The sequence below is a fragment of the Clostridium sp. C1 genome (assembly GCF_018223625.1).
Lineage (GTDB): Bacteria > Bacillota_I > Bacilli_A > Erysipelotrichales > Coprobacillaceae > Allocoprobacillus.
Window position 1 is genome coordinate 197,240 of record NZ_CP073631.1, and the last position, 16,292, is coordinate 213,531.

16 protein-coding genes and 2 pseudogenes are annotated in these 16,292 nt (G+C 35.9%); all 18 read left to right on the plus strand.

Features of this window, described 5'->3' with window-relative positions:
* Positions 1–40: 40 nt before the first annotated feature.
* The 18 genes and pseudogenes from KEC48_RS00940 to KEC48_RS01025 all read left to right on the plus strand — a co-directional run bounded on the left by KEC48_RS00940 (position 41) and on the right by KEC48_RS01025 (position 16,198).
* Positions 41–613 (plus strand): DUF3800 domain-containing protein, encoded by a 573-nt coding sequence (locus tag KEC48_RS00940; protein WP_211963818.1) that lies wholly within the window; start codon positions 41–43, stop codon positions 611–613.
* 230 nt (positions 614–843) lie between these two features.
* On the plus strand, positions 844–1,584 hold the full coding sequence (locus tag KEC48_RS00945; RefSeq protein ID WP_211963820.1) for a PcfB family protein: 741 nt from the start codon (positions 844–846) through the stop codon (positions 1,582–1,584).
* 6 nt (positions 1,585–1,590) lie between these two features.
* Positions 1,591–2,499, plus strand: coding sequence for a hypothetical protein (locus tag KEC48_RS00950; RefSeq protein WP_211963822.1), 909 nt, complete (start codon positions 1,591–1,593; stop codon positions 2,497–2,499).
* A complete protein-coding gene (locus KEC48_RS00955) occupies positions 2,496–2,702 on the plus strand; it encodes a hypothetical protein (protein WP_211963824.1) in 207 nt (68 codons plus the stop codon). Before KEC48_RS00950 ends, KEC48_RS00955 begins: the two co-directional genes overlap by 4 nt.
* Positions 2,689–3,624, plus strand: a pseudogene (locus tag KEC48_RS00960) (type IV secretory system conjugative DNA transfer family protein); the annotation flags it as partial. The gene KEC48_RS00955 and the pseudogene KEC48_RS00960, both read left to right, overlap by 14 nt.
* A gap of 85 nt (positions 3,625–3,709) precedes the next feature.
* Positions 3,710–5,572, plus strand: coding sequence for a recombinase family protein (locus tag KEC48_RS00965; protein WP_186832477.1), 1,863 nt, complete (start codon positions 3,710–3,712; stop codon positions 5,570–5,572).
* Between the two features lie 320 nt (positions 5,573–5,892).
* Positions 5,893–7,122 (plus strand): serine/arginine repetitive matrix protein 2, encoded by a 1,230-nt coding sequence (locus tag KEC48_RS00970; protein ID WP_186832476.1) that lies wholly within the window; start codon positions 5,893–5,895, stop codon positions 7,120–7,122.
* A gap of 2 nt (positions 7,123–7,124) precedes the next feature.
* A complete protein-coding gene (locus KEC48_RS00975; protein ID WP_186832475.1) occupies positions 7,125–7,760 on the plus strand; it encodes a CHC2 zinc finger domain-containing protein in 636 nt (211 codons plus the stop codon).
* Between the two features lie 16 nt (positions 7,761–7,776).
* Complete coding sequence (locus KEC48_RS00980) at positions 7,777–8,997, plus strand: virulence-associated E family protein (protein WP_186832485.1); 1,221 nt, start codon at positions 7,777–7,779, stop codon at positions 8,995–8,997.
* Positions 8,998–9,270: 273 nt separating this feature from the next.
* Positions 9,271–9,435, plus strand: coding sequence for a transposon-encoded TnpW family protein (locus KEC48_RS00985; protein WP_186832474.1), 165 nt, complete (start codon positions 9,271–9,273; stop codon positions 9,433–9,435).
* 149 nt (positions 9,436–9,584) lie between these two features.
* Positions 9,585–10,484, plus strand: a complete 900-nt coding sequence (gene aph(2'')-IIa, locus KEC48_RS00990; protein ID WP_186832473.1) for an aminoglycoside O-phosphotransferase APH(2'')-IIa — start codon at positions 9,585–9,587, stop codon at positions 10,482–10,484.
* A 43-nt stretch (positions 10,485–10,527) separates the two neighbouring features.
* On the plus strand, positions 10,528–11,064 hold the full coding sequence (aac(6')-Im, locus tag KEC48_RS00995; RefSeq protein WP_186832472.1) for an aminoglycoside N-acetyltransferase AAC(6')-Im: 537 nt from the start codon (positions 10,528–10,530) through the stop codon (positions 11,062–11,064).
* A gap of 118 nt (positions 11,065–11,182) precedes the next feature.
* Positions 11,183–11,974 (plus strand): PHP domain-containing protein, encoded by a 792-nt coding sequence (locus tag KEC48_RS01000; RefSeq protein WP_211963828.1) that lies wholly within the window; start codon positions 11,183–11,185, stop codon positions 11,972–11,974.
* Positions 11,975–12,166: 192 nt separating this feature from the next.
* Positions 12,167–13,048 (plus strand): annotated as a pseudogene (locus tag KEC48_RS01005) (VirD4-like conjugal transfer protein, CD1115 family); the annotation flags it as partial.
* Positions 13,049–13,156: 108 nt separating this feature from the next.
* Entirely contained in the window at positions 13,157–13,465 is a 309-nt protein-coding gene (locus tag KEC48_RS01010) for a glutamyl-tRNA amidotransferase (protein ID WP_211965354.1), read from the plus strand.
* A 35-nt stretch (positions 13,466–13,500) separates the two neighbouring features.
* Entirely contained in the window at positions 13,501–14,331 is an 831-nt protein-coding gene (locus KEC48_RS01015) for a hypothetical protein (protein ID WP_211963829.1), read from the plus strand.
* A 69-nt stretch (positions 14,332–14,400) separates the two neighbouring features.
* Entirely contained in the window at positions 14,401–15,237 is an 837-nt protein-coding gene (locus tag KEC48_RS01020; protein ID WP_211963830.1) for a DUF4365 domain-containing protein, read from the plus strand.
* Complete coding sequence (locus tag KEC48_RS01025; protein ID WP_211963831.1) at positions 15,194–16,198, plus strand: hypothetical protein; 1,005 nt, start codon at positions 15,194–15,196, stop codon at positions 16,196–16,198. Before KEC48_RS01020 ends, KEC48_RS01025 begins: the two co-directional genes overlap by 44 nt.
* Positions 16,199–16,292 lie beyond the last annotated feature (94 nt).

The following is a 16,292-nucleotide window of genomic DNA, read 5'->3' on the forward strand; positions in this document are numbered from 1 at the left end:
AATGTAAAAAGACTATTAACAAGAAAGAGGAAACCATATAATGATATTATTTGTTGATGAAACAGAATGTGAGGATTACTTTATAGTTGCAGGTTTATTAACAGATTCTAAATTAAAAACAGATGCAACATTTAAAAAATTCAAGAAGAAGGTAAAGAACTTTCACATTTCTCCAAAAGATAAAGAAAAAATCTTTACAGAATTTAAATCTGTAATACTAGATAAAAAATATCAAAGGATTAAAGTGTGTATGCTTGAACATATAAGCACAATGAATTATTCCATTTATTATGCTGTTTATAAGAAAAAAAGTAAATCGTTTTATCAGCAAGAAAAGGAAAATGTCTATATTTCGTTATTGAATAAAATTGTTTCACAAATTGATTGTGAAATTGATATCATTTTTGATACATTTAATAAAACTGATTTTGAACTAAAAATAATCGAATCAATAAAACAAAATAATAATGTTTTATCTATTGTCCAACAGGATTCTCGTTTAGAATATGGTTTACAATTTATAGACAATATATGTAGTATTATACGTCATCATATTTATGAAAAAGACAGTACATTATATTATCTTCTAACGAATTATCATTCGATTGAATAGTATTATGTCATTGATTGACATGATGCAGAATTAATGGTATATTATGTTTAGAAAGAGAGTATACTCTTATAGGTATGGTTTTCTTGCCTCTTGTGGCGGGATGTGCAGATTGATGCGGAGCCATACCTTTTTCTATACAGTTTTATCAATTTTTAATCTTAAGCGATGATTCAATTCATCGTTTTTTGTATTTCTAAATATTTGAATTTCAACAAAAGGAGTGTGAAAAAATGACTACAGGTGGGGAAACAGCTGATCAAATGACAAGAATGACCTTACAAGGCATTGAAGTTGCTGCCAATGTTGCATTGAAAGCTGGTGGTATGGCATCTAAATCTTTAGCTGCAATGCTTTATGCTATTTTGACGGACAAGAAAAAAGTTAAGGGAAAAGCACGACTTAATTCCATGTTGAAGTCTGGAAAGGAATTGAAAGTCTTTGCTATTCATCATAATGATTTGAAGGTTTTCTGTCAGGAAGCAAAACGCTATGGTGTTATGTATTGTGTGCTGAAAGAAAAAAACAACACTGATGGGGTATGTGACATTATGGTAAGAGCAGAGGATGCCTCAAAAATCAGTCGAATAGTTGATAAATTTGAACTAGCAACTGTCGATGCAAAGACAATTAATGATTATGCTACTTCAAAACAAAATCAGGCATTTAAGGATGTTCCTACAATGAGCGATGAAGAGCATGATAAACTTGTGAAATCATTAATGAATTCAATGAAGAAAGAAGAAAAGAGTTTTTCTGAAAACCCGACTATTGCTCGAACGACAAAGGACGCCAGTCCGTTCGAGCCTACCTCAGTCAAAGCAGGAAAAGAACCAAATATTATTGATAAGCGTCCATCGGTGAGAAAAGAACTCAATGAAATCAAGAAACAGCAAGAAAAGAAGACGACTGTCAAACAACAGAGTCAGCATAAGAATATCAAAAAGAAAAGAATAAAGAAGAAAGTGAGGTAACATTTCATGGAAAATATTTATGCAATGCTAAATAAAAATGCTCAAAGATCAAATGAAAGAAAACAGCCACGATTATCTAAAGAGGAATATGCAAAACAGATGAAAGATAAACGAAATCATCTGTATAAACTAGCAGAAGTTCAGTCTAGTGAAGTTGTTTCTTCTCCACAGAAATATCTGCAGTTTTTAAATCTCATGGCAAGATTGGATTATACAGTGACCAATGCTCTTTTGATTATGGCACAGAAGCCTGATGCAAAGATGCTGAAGGACGGCAAACATTGGCGTGAAAACAAACTCTATATTAAAAAAGGTGAAAAGGGTATACAGGTCCTAGAACCCACTGGTGAATATCAAAGAGAAGATGGATCGTATGGTACAAACTATAATCCAAAGTATTTATTTGATGTTTCGCAGATCAACACAAAGGAAGCATTATATAATGCACCACAGATGAATGTTGCAAACATGATTAATGGTCTAACATATGATTCACCAGTTTCTTTACAGCAATTAGATACTTTTGAAGGTGGGGAGCCTGTATTTTATTCGCCCGATGCCAAATGTATCTATTATGCTAATAACTTGAGTCCTACACAGTTGATTCAGGGACTTGCAAGAGAATACTGTCATGTGGAATTTGATAAACAGTATTCTGATTATAACCGTGAAAACAATCAGTTTTTTATTGAAAGTTCTGCCTATATTCTTTGTCAAAAGTACGGAGTTCCTGTTCGTGATATACGATTTGCTGATCAGGTTGTTCATTATTTTTCTGGAATGAAATCAAAGGATATTAAACAGGAATTGGGAAATATTAAAAACCTATGTGAAGATGTCAGTGAACGCATTGACAGAGGAATCTATAAATCACAGCAAGAGAAAAAACATCAAAGAAATGATGTGAGTAGATGATGGGGCTATTTGCATCAAGGGAAAAAATTGTCTGTATCTGTGTTACAGACTGTGAGAGAAGAATCATTATCAATGCACTGAAAAAATTGAGAGATGATCAGATCAGAGAAAATAAAAACTATGATTTTATTGAAACCATCATTGCAAAATCTGCTAGAGCTGATACTTTGAAAGGAACAAGGAAAATCTATGAGGAAAGATAATCATGATGGATTTGTTCTTTTTATTATAGGTTTCATACCTGTTGTATGGTTGAGTCTTAAAATTGCACCTTATATTGATGGAGGACTGTTGAATGCATTGCCATATATCAGCGAAGCAATGAACAGTCCTTTTTCTATTGTATGGAGTAAGGACAGTCTTAGAACGATGTGTTTATTCATTGTCGTTTATGTATGTGGAATGGGAATCTGTCTTTCTAATAAGAGAAACTATCGTCGTCAGGAAGAGTATGGTTCAGCAAGATGGGCAAACAATAGAAGCGTCAATAAAAAATATGCCGATAAGAATTTTTCACAGAATAAAATTTTGAGTCAGAATGTTCGTATTGGACTTGATGGAAAAAAACATAGACGTAATCTGAATACAATCGTCATTGGTGGGAGTGGAGCTGGAAAGACAAGATTCTATGGAAAGCCAAATCTAATGCAGTGCAATACAAGTTTTGTTTGCCTTGATCCAAAAGGAGAGCTTTTAAGAGATACAGGTTATCTTTTAGAAAAGAAAGGGTATGTTATCAAGGCCGTTGATTTGATTAATATGACCAAATCACACAGTTACAATCCTTTTGAATATATTTATGATGATAAGGATGTACTGAAATTGATTACCAATCTGATTAGAAATACAACCCCAAAGGGAAGTCAAACCAATGACCCCTTTTGGGAAAAGTCCGAAACTGCCTTATTAGAAGCATTATGTCTTTATTTATTGCATGAAGCACCCAAGAATGAACAGAATTTTACTATGGTCATGGAAATGATTGCTTCTGCTGATGTACGAGAAGATGATGAAGATTATCAGAGTCCTTTAGATGAACTGTTTGAAAGACTTGAACTGAGAAATCCAAATAGTCTAGCATTGAAGCAGTATAAGATATATAAACAGGCAGCAGGTGTAGTAAGTTGAAAGAGTATTTTTAGTACCTTAGATTAAAAGTTCTCTTTGAGCTTATTATTTTTGGCTCAAATACAGAGGAAAGGAGCAGAACATGAGTAGTGAAAAGATTATTGTATTATACGAGCGATTAAGCCGAGAGGATGAGAACCTTGGAGAGTCGTACAGTATATCAAATCAAAAGAAGTTGCTAGAAGATTATTGCAGAGAAAAAGGGTGGACTAGGTTCAGGCACTTCACTGATGATGGTATATCCGGTACAACCTTTGAAAGACCGTCCTTTAAGGCTATGATGGAGCTTGTGGAAGATGGAGAGGTGGAAACCATTATCTTGAAGGACATGAGCCGATTAGGACGAGATTATCTTGTGGTAGGTCAGCTAAGAGAGTTCTTCCGTAAAAAGGGAGTCCGTCTGATTGCAATTAACGATAACCATGACAGTTACAATGGAGATGACGATTTCCTTGTATTCAGGGATGTTATGAATGAAATGTATGCCAAGGATATCAGCAAAAAGATAAAATCCACATTCAAGTCCAAGGGAAAATCCGGAAAGCATGTGGCTAGTGTTACACCATACGGATATCTGAAAGATGAAAATGACGGAAATCATTGGATTGTGGATGAAGAAGCTGCTGAAATCGTGAGGCAGATATTCAAATGGACTATTGATGGGCTGGGTCCTTATCAGATAGCTACTCTTTTGCAGGAGAAGAAAGTAGAAATACCGGCAGTGCATATGGCACGCTTTGGGCAAGGGAACAATAGGCATAAGACTTTTAAAGACATTTATGGTTGGTGTTCGTCTACAGTAGTTGGGATATTGAAGAAACGAGAATATTTAGGTCACACTGTAAATTTCAAAACGCAGAAGCACTTTAAGGATAAAAAGAGCCATTATGTGTCGGAAGATAATTGGGTAATATTTGAGAATACGCAAGAGCCGATTATTGACCAGCAAACCTTTGATACAGTGCAGAAGTTACGAGCAAATGTACGCAGATATCCGGACGGATGGGGAGAGCATCATGTGCTTACCGGTCTTATGTATTGTGCTGATTGTGGAGCGAAAATGTATGTGCATAGGACAAGCAATGGCAAGAGAATACCACAATATACATGCTCAGCTTACAGTAAAGTTCCGGTTGGTACATTGTGCAATACTCAGCATAGAATTAACGAGTCGGTGGTGCTGGAACTGATAGGGGATATGCTCAAGGCAATCTTTGAATATGCAAAGTATGACCGGAGTGAGTTTATAGAGACCATAGCAACCGCACAATCCACGCAAGAGGATGCAGAGGTAAAAAAGGTTAGGGCAAGAATTACAGTGGCTAAAAATCGCTGTGAGGAGCTTGAGAAGCTAATCTGCCGTATCTATGAGGACAACATTCTTGGTAAACTGCCGGACAGCAGATATGAGGTCTTGGATAAGCAGTATGCCAAGGAAAAAGCAGAGCTTGATGTGGAGCTTAAGGAATTGGAAGTGAAGCTCACTGAATATGAGAAGAGCAAAAATTCTGCAAGTAAATTTATGGCATTGATTGATAAATATGAGAAGTTTAAGGAACTGACACCGGCAATGATAAATGAATTTGTTGATAAGGTGCTGGTGCATGAAAGAGACAGAAAGGGGAGCATTCAAACCACGCAGGAGATTGAAATCTATTTTAATTTTGTTGGGCGATATGTTCCACCGGCAATGATGACAGAACCTACTCCGGAAGAACAAGCTGAAATTGACCGGATTAACAGAATTAAGGACAGGAGACATCAGCAGTATTTACGAAGAAAAGAAAGCGGATGGCAGAGGAAGTATGAAGAGCGTGTAAAGAGCGAAAAGCGAGCAAAGATAGAAGCTATGAAAGAAGAAATTCGTAGGCAGGACAGAGAGAACGGAGTCTATGCAACAGTGGGAAGTCTTGCATTAGAGCCGAAAATCGGAACGCCGGTGTAGGATTTCGTAAAAAGCACTTGAGAGAAGTCTTGAGTGCTTTTTTCATGCTCAAATTTCCGTAGGAAATGCAGAGCAACCGAAGAAGTTGAACTGTGTTATCCGTCTTGTGGGGATGACAGATTTCAACTCCTTCGGAGCAGAGTACAGAGGTGCAACCTTTGTCGGAGTTGAGAGGCAGAGCCTTCATCAGGTCAAGGGCGGAAGCCTTGCCCAGTTTATTGTCGTTGCGACGATAAGTAATGGGTATTACTTGTCGCAAACGCAAGGGAAAAAACGGCTTCGCCTTTGAAAAACGAAAGCAGTGGAAAGGAGAAAAACGAATGAAAGCTTCAAGGCATAATGGCAGAAGCGGAAAGCATGGGGTCTATGATGTAAAGCATAATGACCGAGATTTTGATGTGGAGAACAGTGAGCATATTGACCCTGAAAGGACAAAAGAAAATGTGTATTGGGATTGCTACCAAGGTTACAGCTTTGCCGGTAGCTCCCAAGAGAGGCAGTTTACTTTTACCGAAGTTGAGCGTGCCTATTATTTTGAGCATTACTCAGACCATGTGGATGCACAGAATGAGAGAAATGAGATGGCAAGGCATCCGGAACGGAACAGAACCATTGATGATGTACTGAAAAATAATAAGACTTGTCCGGAAGAAACTGTGTTACAGCTTGGTAATATAGACGAAACGGTTTCGGCAGATGTGCTGGCTAAGGTAGTGGCAGAGTATTTTGAGGAATTTAATAAACGATATGGTTCACATGTTCACATTTTAGACTGGGCACTGCACATGGATGAGTCAACACCACATATCCATGAGAGGCATGTGTTTGATGCAAAAAATCAATATGGAGAGTTGTGTCCTCAGCAAGAGAAAGCACTGGAAGAACTGGGATTTGAACTGCCTGACCCAACAAAGAAAAAGGGGAAATACAATAACCGGAAAATCAGCTTTGATGCGGAATGCAGAAAAATGTTTTTGGATATTGCCCACAGAAACGGAGTCGAGATAGATTTCGAGCCGGTCTATGGCGGTGTCAGTTATCTTGAGAAGCAGGATTTTATTATCGAAAATCAGAAAAGACGAATTGCTGAAAATCAGGCAACATTAGATGCACTCACAATGAAGATTTCTGATTTGGAAGCCTTTGTGGAAGAGGTGGCTGAGGATGCCTATGAAAAAGCATGTGAGGTGGTATCTGAAACAGTGGCAGAGCAGACCAGAGAGGAAGATATCGAGGAGCTTCGCAAGTATAAAAAGTGGCTGACTTCGGATGAGAGAAAAACACCAAAGGATAAAAGGGATTTTGTTGGAAGATGCCTTGATAATTTGGAGAACAAGCTCAGGAGCATGGCTCAGAAGGTGGCTGATAAGGTTATGGGAGCATTGCAAAATCCACGCTTAAAGGAGCAAAAGAAAGCTGAGGTAAAGGAACATGCAAGGAAGTCGGTTCGTGCCCTTCTTGAGGCAAATAAGAGGCTTGTAGAGGAGCAGAGAGCAAATGTTACCGAAGCACCGGCACAGAAGAAATCAAGGGGAGAGGAGTTGGGATAAGCATGAATGTATTTACAGTAGTAAAGGACAATGTCACTGCAAGGCAAGTGGCTATGCAGTATGGTATTAAAATCAACCGGAGCGGGCTGGCTTGCTGTCCGTTTCATAAGGACAAGACTCCCAGTATGAAGATGGATAAGAGGTACTATTGCTTTGGTTGTGGAGATACCGGTGATGCCATTGATTTTGTTGCAAAGTATTTCGGTCTTGCACCAAAGTCAGCTGCAATGAAGATTGCATCTGACTTTGGACTAAACTATGATGCAACCAACCGAGCACCACCGAAAAAGATTGCACCAAGGAAAACACCGGAGCAGATATTGGATGAGGAACAGAGGCAGTGCTTTAGGGTTCTGTCGGACTATTATCATCTGCTAAGGAAATGGAAAACAGAATATGCACCAAAGAGCATGGATGAGGAATTGCATCCCTGCTTTGTAGAAGCTCTGCAGAATATCAGTAAAGTAGAATATCAGCTTGATACTCTTCTTGAAAAGGATATCCCTGACAGAGCTTTTGTTGTTTCTGACATTGGAAAGGGGGTGAAGTCGATTGTACGAAGAATTGAAGAGTATCGAAGAAGTCAGGGCGATACTGGAGTGCACAGAAAAGGGAGAAGTCAGGAAAACAGTCGGTAATTATCGTCTGATTTTGATGCATGACCCTAATCTGAAAGGTGCATTCCGGCTGAATATGTTTACGGACAAAATTGACATTACAAGGGATTTGGGATGGTATCGGGAGAGTGAGAGCCTTACGGATGTGGATTTGAAGTTTCTTGTTGTCTATTTTGAAAAGCATTACGGATTGTCCAATGAAAAGCGAATTGAGGATGTGATAAAGGTTGTGGCAAATGAAAACCGCTATCATCCGGTTCTTGATTATCTAAATTCCCTAACATGGGATGGCAAGGAGCGAATACGCTATGCACTGCATCATTTCTTAGGAGCAGAGGTCAGCGATTACACTTATGAGGTAATGAAGCTTTTTATGATGGGTACGATATCAAGAGTTTCCTGCCCAGGCATCAAGTTTGAATCAATGCTTTGCCTGGTAGGTGGTCAGGGAGCCGGTAAATCCACTTTTCTGCGTTTCCTTGCCATGAAGGATGATTGGTTTACGGATGACTTAAAGAAAATGGATGATGACAATGTGTACCGAAAAATACAAGCACATCTGATATTAGAGTTTCCTGAAATGGTGGCTATTCTCAATGCTAAGAATGTAGAAGATACCAAGTCCTTTATGAGTAGACAGAAGGATACCTATAAAACACCATACGACCGGCATCCGAAAGACCATAAGAGGCAGTGTGTGTTTGCCGGTTCGTCAAATTCATTGGATTTTTTGCCTATGGATAGGTCGGGAAATAGAAGATTTCTGCCTATTCTGTGTAAGTCAGATGAGGCTGAGGTTCATATCCTTGATGATGAAAAAGCATCAAGGGAATATATAGACCAAATGTGGGCAGAAGCAATGGTAATCTATAGGAGTGGCGATTTTCAGTTGAAGCTTCCAAAGAAGATTGAGGAAGAGCTTCGGGAGTATCAGAAACAGTTTATGCAGGAAGATACCAAGAAAGAGCTTATTCTTGATTATTTGGAGCATTGCCAAGCAAATATGGTGTGTTCAAGGCAGTTGTACGCCGAAGCGTTGGGGAATGATGGAAATCCGGCACAATGGGAAATACGAGAGATTAACGACATAATGAATAACTGTAGTGATTGGATTGCCTTTAGTAATCCAAGACATTTCCCTGAGCCATATCGCCGGCAGAAAGGATGGGAGAAGCCTGACAACAAAGGTCGGGATTTTCAACCGATTACCAAGGAGCAGATGGAACAGTTATCACTACCGGCAGAGTGGATGCAGTAATAATTGCCCAGTAGGTTGTCGGCTGGTTGTCTATCCCGTTGTCAACCTCGTTGTCGGTTCTATATTCCTAAAACCCTTATATTTACTATATTTTTTAGGGGGTATACATAGTTCTGACAACGAAAGCAACGGAATATTTAAGAAAAAGTAAATTTAGGAAAAGTAACTATAAATAAAAGGAATTGAGAGTTTTTGAAGGTCGGTTGTCAGCTTCCGGTTGTCAGCTGAAAGAGGCTCTTCCTTATCAGGCAAAACAAAAAAGGAGAACACAAAATGGAGAATAGAAAATCACACACACCGGTAGCACTCAGGAAGCAGATAGGTGGCACAATGTATGTTGTGAGAGTGCATTTCAATGAAGATGCCAAGGAAACCATGAAGGACAAGATAAAGAGGCTGATTGAGAGTGATGTCAAGACAACACAACATACTGCATAGGTAAAAAAGCATGTAGAAGAATTGTATATTTCGTGATATAATTGGTGTGTTCGATGAGAGCGCAAATTTGAATTTTCAGGCTTACGGAGAACTTGAAAGTAAGCGATTATATGATGTTTCTGTTAATACCTTACGTGAGGAAAAATGAAATGATTGATTTGGACGTAGAAATATATCAGCATTTGAATGAACAGATAAAAATAAATAAACTCTGCTATTTGTCATCAGGCGATGATAGCGATACTTTTTTATGTAATGAACAATATGTTGTGAAAGTTCCAAAGCGAGATTCTGTTAGATTTGCTCAGAAACGAGAGTTTGAATTGTATCGGTTTTTAGAAAATTGTAATTTATCTTATCAGACCCCTGCGGTAGTATATCAAAGTGACCGATTTAATATTATGAAATATATTAAAGGGGAACGTATTACTTATGAGCAGTATCATAAGTTGAGTGAAAAGGAAAAGGATGCCCTTGCATATGATGAAGCTACGTTTTTGAAAGAGTTACATTCCATAGAGATTGATTGTTCTGTCAGTTTGTTTTCAGATGCTCTGGTGAATAAGAAAGATAAGTTTTTGCAAGATAAAAAATTACTTATAAGTATTCTGGAAAAGGAGCAGCTGTTAACTGATGAGATGTTGGAACATATCGAAACAATATATGAAAACATATTAAGCAATGCTGTTTTATTTAAATATACCCCTTGTTTGGTACATAATGATTTCAGTGCAAATAACATGATTTTTAGAAATAATAGACTGTTTGGAGTTATTGATTTTGGCGATTTTAATGTAGGTGACCCGGATAATGATTTTTTGTGCTTGCTGGATTGTAGTACAGATGATTTCGGGAAAGAATTTGGCAGGAAGGTATTAAAATACTATCAGCATAAGGCGCCGGAAGTAGCAGAAAGAAAAGCAGAGCTTAATGATGTGTATTGGTTGATAGACCAAATCATTTATGGTTATGAAAGAAAAGATAGGGAAATGTTGATTAAGGGTGTTTCTGAATTGCTACAGACACAAGCAGAGATGTTTATATTTTAGCAGGAAAAGATGATGTGAAATTATATCATGGAAGAGGTGAATTATGTTGGAAGAAAAGCGAGTTTCCTTTCGCCCGATGAGTGAGGATGATTTAGTTCTAATGTTAAAATGGCTGACAGATGACCGTGTTCTTGAATTTTACGACGGTAGAGATAAAAAGCATACACAGAAAACGATTCGTGAGCATTATACAGAGCAATGGGCGGATGAGATTTATCGAGTCATCATTGAATATGATACAATTCCCATCGGTTACGCACAAATATACAGAATTCAGGGGGAACTTTTCGACGAATATGATTACCATGAGACGGAAGAAAAGATTTATGCGATGGACCAATTTATCGGTGAGCCGGAATATTGGAATATGGGAATCGGTGCAGAATATTGCAGAGTAGTATGCCAATATCTACGAACGGAAATGGATGCCAATGCGGTGATTCTTGACCCACGAAAAAATAATCCACGAGCGGTACGAGCATATCAGAAGGCGGGATTTGAAATTATTAAGGAGCTTCCCGAACATGAGCTACACGAAGGGAAGAAGGAAGATTGTGTGTTGATGGAATGGAGAGCGTAATGTTAATGAATTTTAATTTCTAAGGCTGCAAACTTTCAGTAAGTCGGCGCGTTTTACGGAAAGACGAATTTGAAGTTTGCGCTCTTGTGAGTGAAACAGAAACTTGGAGGAATGAATGATGAGAGATGTACATGTACACTTTTTACATGGAAATCCCATAGGCTATAATATTGATTTTTTTGAGGGATTCATTAAAGTAGCACAAGATGCAGGGCTTGATGAAATATACATGCTTGAGCATACCCATCAGTTTACTGAGTTTGAGAGAGTATACGAACCAATAAAAGCATATAACGATTTTCAGCATAACTGGATAATAAAAAGAATGAATGGTTCGATAGATGATTACATTAGTTTTATTAAAAGAGTAAAGGCTACTAGGTATCCTGTAAAAGTGCGGTTTGGTCTTGAAGTCTGTTATATTCCTGAAACTGCTGACATTTTGACAGATATTCTTGATAAATATGATTTTGATTTTCTTACAGGAGCTGTACATTGGATTGATGGTTGGGGATTTGACCATATGGGACAAAAAGAGATTTGGGAAAGCAAGAACATAGAAGAAGTATATAAAAGATATTATGAAATTATGTTCCAGTTGTGTGAAAGTGGTTTGTTTAATGGTCTTGCTCATCCTGACTCAATCAAGTGTTTTGGTCACAAACCAAACATTGATTTAACGGAATATTATAATAAACTAGCTGTTCTGTTAAATAAGCACGGAATGTATGCTGAAAATAGTGGAGGGTTACAATTAAATTATAGTTCTGATATTGAACTTGGTTTAAATCATCAATTATTATCTATTCTGAGAAAAAATAATGTGCAAATTGAGACTGCTTCCGATGCACACAAACAAAGCGATGTTGGTGCAAATATCATGGAACTTGAAAATATGCTAAAAGATTAGTAAAGTTAGCAAATATAATATCTTTTAGCTTGTCAAAATCTAGATACAGTGGAAACTTTCAGTTTGGGCATGAGTTTGCCGGTAATCAAAAGTGAATAAAACATGACTTTATAGCCATTGTGGAGAAATCTACAGTGGCTTTTTTCATGCAATGAAATGTAGGGGGTACTAAAAAGTCCTTGACATTTCGTTTCAGGTAAAACAGCAAAGTCAATTCTTATAAGTGTAGGTGTAAGATTAGCAGCTTTTAATCTTGAAAGCATTGCTTCCCTAACAGCTACTGATGAGCTTGAGTTAAATCTAGTAGGAGAAAGAAAGACAGCAATCTTTTGTGTTATACCTGACAATGATTCAACATTCAACTTTATCATTGGAATGCTTTATACTCAATTGTTTCAGATGCTGTACTATCAGGCAGATATAGTTCATGGTGGAGAATTGCCTGTACCTGTTCACTTTTTAATGGACGAGTTCGCCAATGTTGCCCTGCCTGATGAATTTGATAAACTTCTCAGTACCATGAGATCAAGGCAGATTTTTGTATCCATCATCATTCAAAATCTTGCACAGATAAAGGCGTTGTATAAAGATTCATGGGAAAGCTTGGTAGGTAATTGTGACAGCTTATACTATCTTGGTGGAAATGAGCAGTCTACTCATAAGTTTCTCAGTGAGTATCTTGGAAAGGAAACGCTAGATACAAATACCTATGGCAAATCAGGTGGAAAAAATGGAAACTATTCTACAAATTATCAGCAGACTGGAAGAGAACTTCTGACACCTGATGAGGTACGACTATTAGATAATGATTATTCATTGTTATTTATACGTGGTGAACGACCAATTTTTGACAAGAAATATGATATATTGAAACATCCCAATGTAAAATATACAAAGGATGGGAAAGCCAAGCCTTACGAACATGGAAAAGTGAAATATGCGATTGTGGACTGGCAGAATGTTCTTCTAACTGATGAGGATTATGAACTTTATTCAGATGAAGATATAGAAGAATATTTTGAAGAACTTATAAAAAAAGAAGGAGAGCAATCTCAAGATGATGAAATTGCTTAATAGATAATGATTAACATATCATTGTTCAGGTGTAGTTAGAGAGAAAATCATAACTACACCTTTTTAATATGTAAAAAACAAAAGGGAGGAAAATGAAATATGAAGTTTATGAAATTTTCAAGAAAGGCAAGAAGTTTATTTCTAGCATATGTTTTAAGTGTATTAATTCTTAACTTTGGAGCAACTCCAGTCCTTGCAGATGGAGATCCTTTGACAGTTGTCAATAACCTATCAACTTTTATCTTTAGCCTGATTAGAGCCATAGGTATGATTTTACTGGGATTTGGTGTCGTTCAGGTTGGTTTGAGTTTGAAAAGCCATGATCCATCGCAACGTGCCAACGGTTTTTTGACTCTAGCTGGAGGAATCATTATTACATTTGCGAAAGAAATATTAAATCTGATTGTCGGTGGTTAAGCATTTTAATAATACAAAAAGCGAGGTGAAAATAAATGGGTGGAATCATCGACAATCTCACCAATGCAATCAACACTTGGAACGAGAAGATGGCAGAAATATGGCTGCTTCTCACTCAGACACCTCAGGACTTCAAGGGAGGTCATATATGGGAAATCATTGTCAAGATTCATGGTGGACTGACAGCGATTGGTCTGGCGTTGCTTGTCTTATTCTTTGTTATTGGAATGGTAAGAACCTGTACAAATCTTACAGAAATCAAGCGTCCTGAACATGCATTACGACTGTTTTTAAGATTTGCCATTGCAAGAGGCATCGTCGTGTATGGAATGACTATCATGACAAAAGTATTTGAAATCATTCAAGGTATTACATCCAAGATTATGTCTACAGTGAGTGCAGGTAGTGCAACAACTACAACAATTCCTGAGGAAATCATTAAGGCTGTTGAGGATTGTGGATTTCTAGAAAGTATACCAGTATGGGCAGTGACATTACTTGGAGGAATATTCATAACAATATTATCTTTTGTACTCATATTGACAGTCTATGGAAGATTCTTTAAATTGTATATGTATACAGCAATAAGCCCTATACCTCTGTCAACATCAGCTTCAGAAAATACACAGTCTGTAGCAGTTACTTTTTTAAAAAGTTATATTGGTGTCTGTTTAGAAGGTGCTATTATTGTTCTGGCATGTATTATTTTTTCACAGTTTGCAGCCTCACCACCTGTAATAGACAGCTCAGCATCAGCTATAAGCATGCTATGGACATATATCGGTGAAACAGTTTTTAATATGCTTGTTTTAGTTGGAACTGTGAAGATGTCAGACCGTGTTGTAAAAGATATGATGGGATTGTAGTTTCGCTTTTATTATGTATTGATAAATAGTATAATGAAGTGGATAAATTTAGAACTATGAGGTGAGTTTATGAATATTGGAGGTTATGACAAATACAGTTTTAATGAAGGACTAGGCAATAGAATCTTGTCTGATTTACTTGAGTCACAAAAAAGCATAATTACTCATTTTTCGCAATCTGATAAAGTTCCTAACTTTGATGGCTATTTTGAAATATTAGAATTTGGAGAGAAAAAAAACAATCCTATTGGCAGAATAGATGTACAAATTAAAACTTTAGATCATGATTACAAAAATAATAATAAACGTAAAAATGTGAGTCAGTATAAGTATACATGTGAAACAAAGATATTTAATGCTGTAAAAGAAGCTTTAACATTAAACCCATGTTTCTTATTTATGGTGGATATATATTTAAAAAAAGTTTTTTTTAAATATATATCTCCGCAATATGTTTTATCTTTAGAAATAGCTGACGAATTTTACAAGACTATTTACTTTAATGATGAAGATGAAATTGTAAATATCTCTTCATTTTATGAAATAGCCAAAAAAATTTATAAAGAAAGAGCATTAGATTTATTTAGTGAGGCTAAGAACAGATTTTTGACAAACCAAGATTTAACTATCGAAGAAATATCAATTTTGCAGGAACAATTTGATTACTTAAATGGTATTTTTGAAACTGATTTAAAGTTTATTAAGAATAAGATGTTTCCAGAAGTGTGGAAGTTTGGGATAGCTTATTTAAAAGATGAAAATGGAATTGCAATTGGAGTTTATTGGATTAGACGAGGACAACATGGTGAATATTTTAAACAGTTAAATCATAAAAGTTATAAGGATTGTTTTTTTTATTACTATGACTACATATGCGAACTTGCATATAGAAAATTTGATAAATAAGTATATAGAGCATATAATAAAAAAAGCATATAAAAATTTGATTTTTCCTATAGAATACGCATCATATGATGTTTTGAATGAAATAATATTTTATTTTTTAGATAGAGTGGCAAAGATTGAGAAATCATATGAAAATTCGGTTAGACCATATGTATACATTCATGATGAAGAAAATGTTAAATTTGTTGAATTGCTTTATAATGCTTTCTATCAATATGGTTATGAAAAATGGAAGGATATATTAGTGCGTCCAGAAGTTGATTTAAATGGTATTTTTTTAAGTGATCCTATAGAGGATATTAGTCATGCACCCTTAGATTCATCGGATAGAAAGTTGTTACAATATGTACTTACACATCTACATGATAAAGAAGAATTGCCTTTTGAAATAAGATTACATGGAAAGTTTGAATATTCATTAATTAAAGAAGCTATCGATGAATTAAAAAGGAGAAATATCAATAAAGTATATCGTCTTTGGAAGACAGAAAATTGGAAAGATTTTGAGCAAAGAAGAAATGTAGGTATGCGTAGAATAGAAAATGGATATACTATAGAAGATTATTTTTATAACTTAAGGAAATTGATAAAAATACTACCTGAAAATTATAATAATTTGAAGAAGAAATTCGAAAGTAATGATTTTAGCTTTAATTATAATAAGAAGTATATTATTGCTTTTTCTGAAAATGAAGATTTCATTATTGCGTCTTTAGAATATAAGTCAAATGATTTTATAATTGAAGAAGATAATTCTATTATGAATTATACGAATGAACAGTGTAGAACATTAATGTCTGAAACTAATGCAATTTCTTATAGTTCAGGTATCTATCCACATGTTTTTAATATACATTTTCCCTTATTAACTTTTACTAGTAATATTTTATATAAGAAATTAGCAGAAAAATATGGAATAATGAATATCAAATTGCCTAATTCTAATGATATATTTTTTTAAAAATTATGTAGTTTAAAAAATATGGAAATTAATGTTAGGTTTTGTAATCAGGTTATTGATTAAAACGATGAAATACATTATATAGTTAATTTGG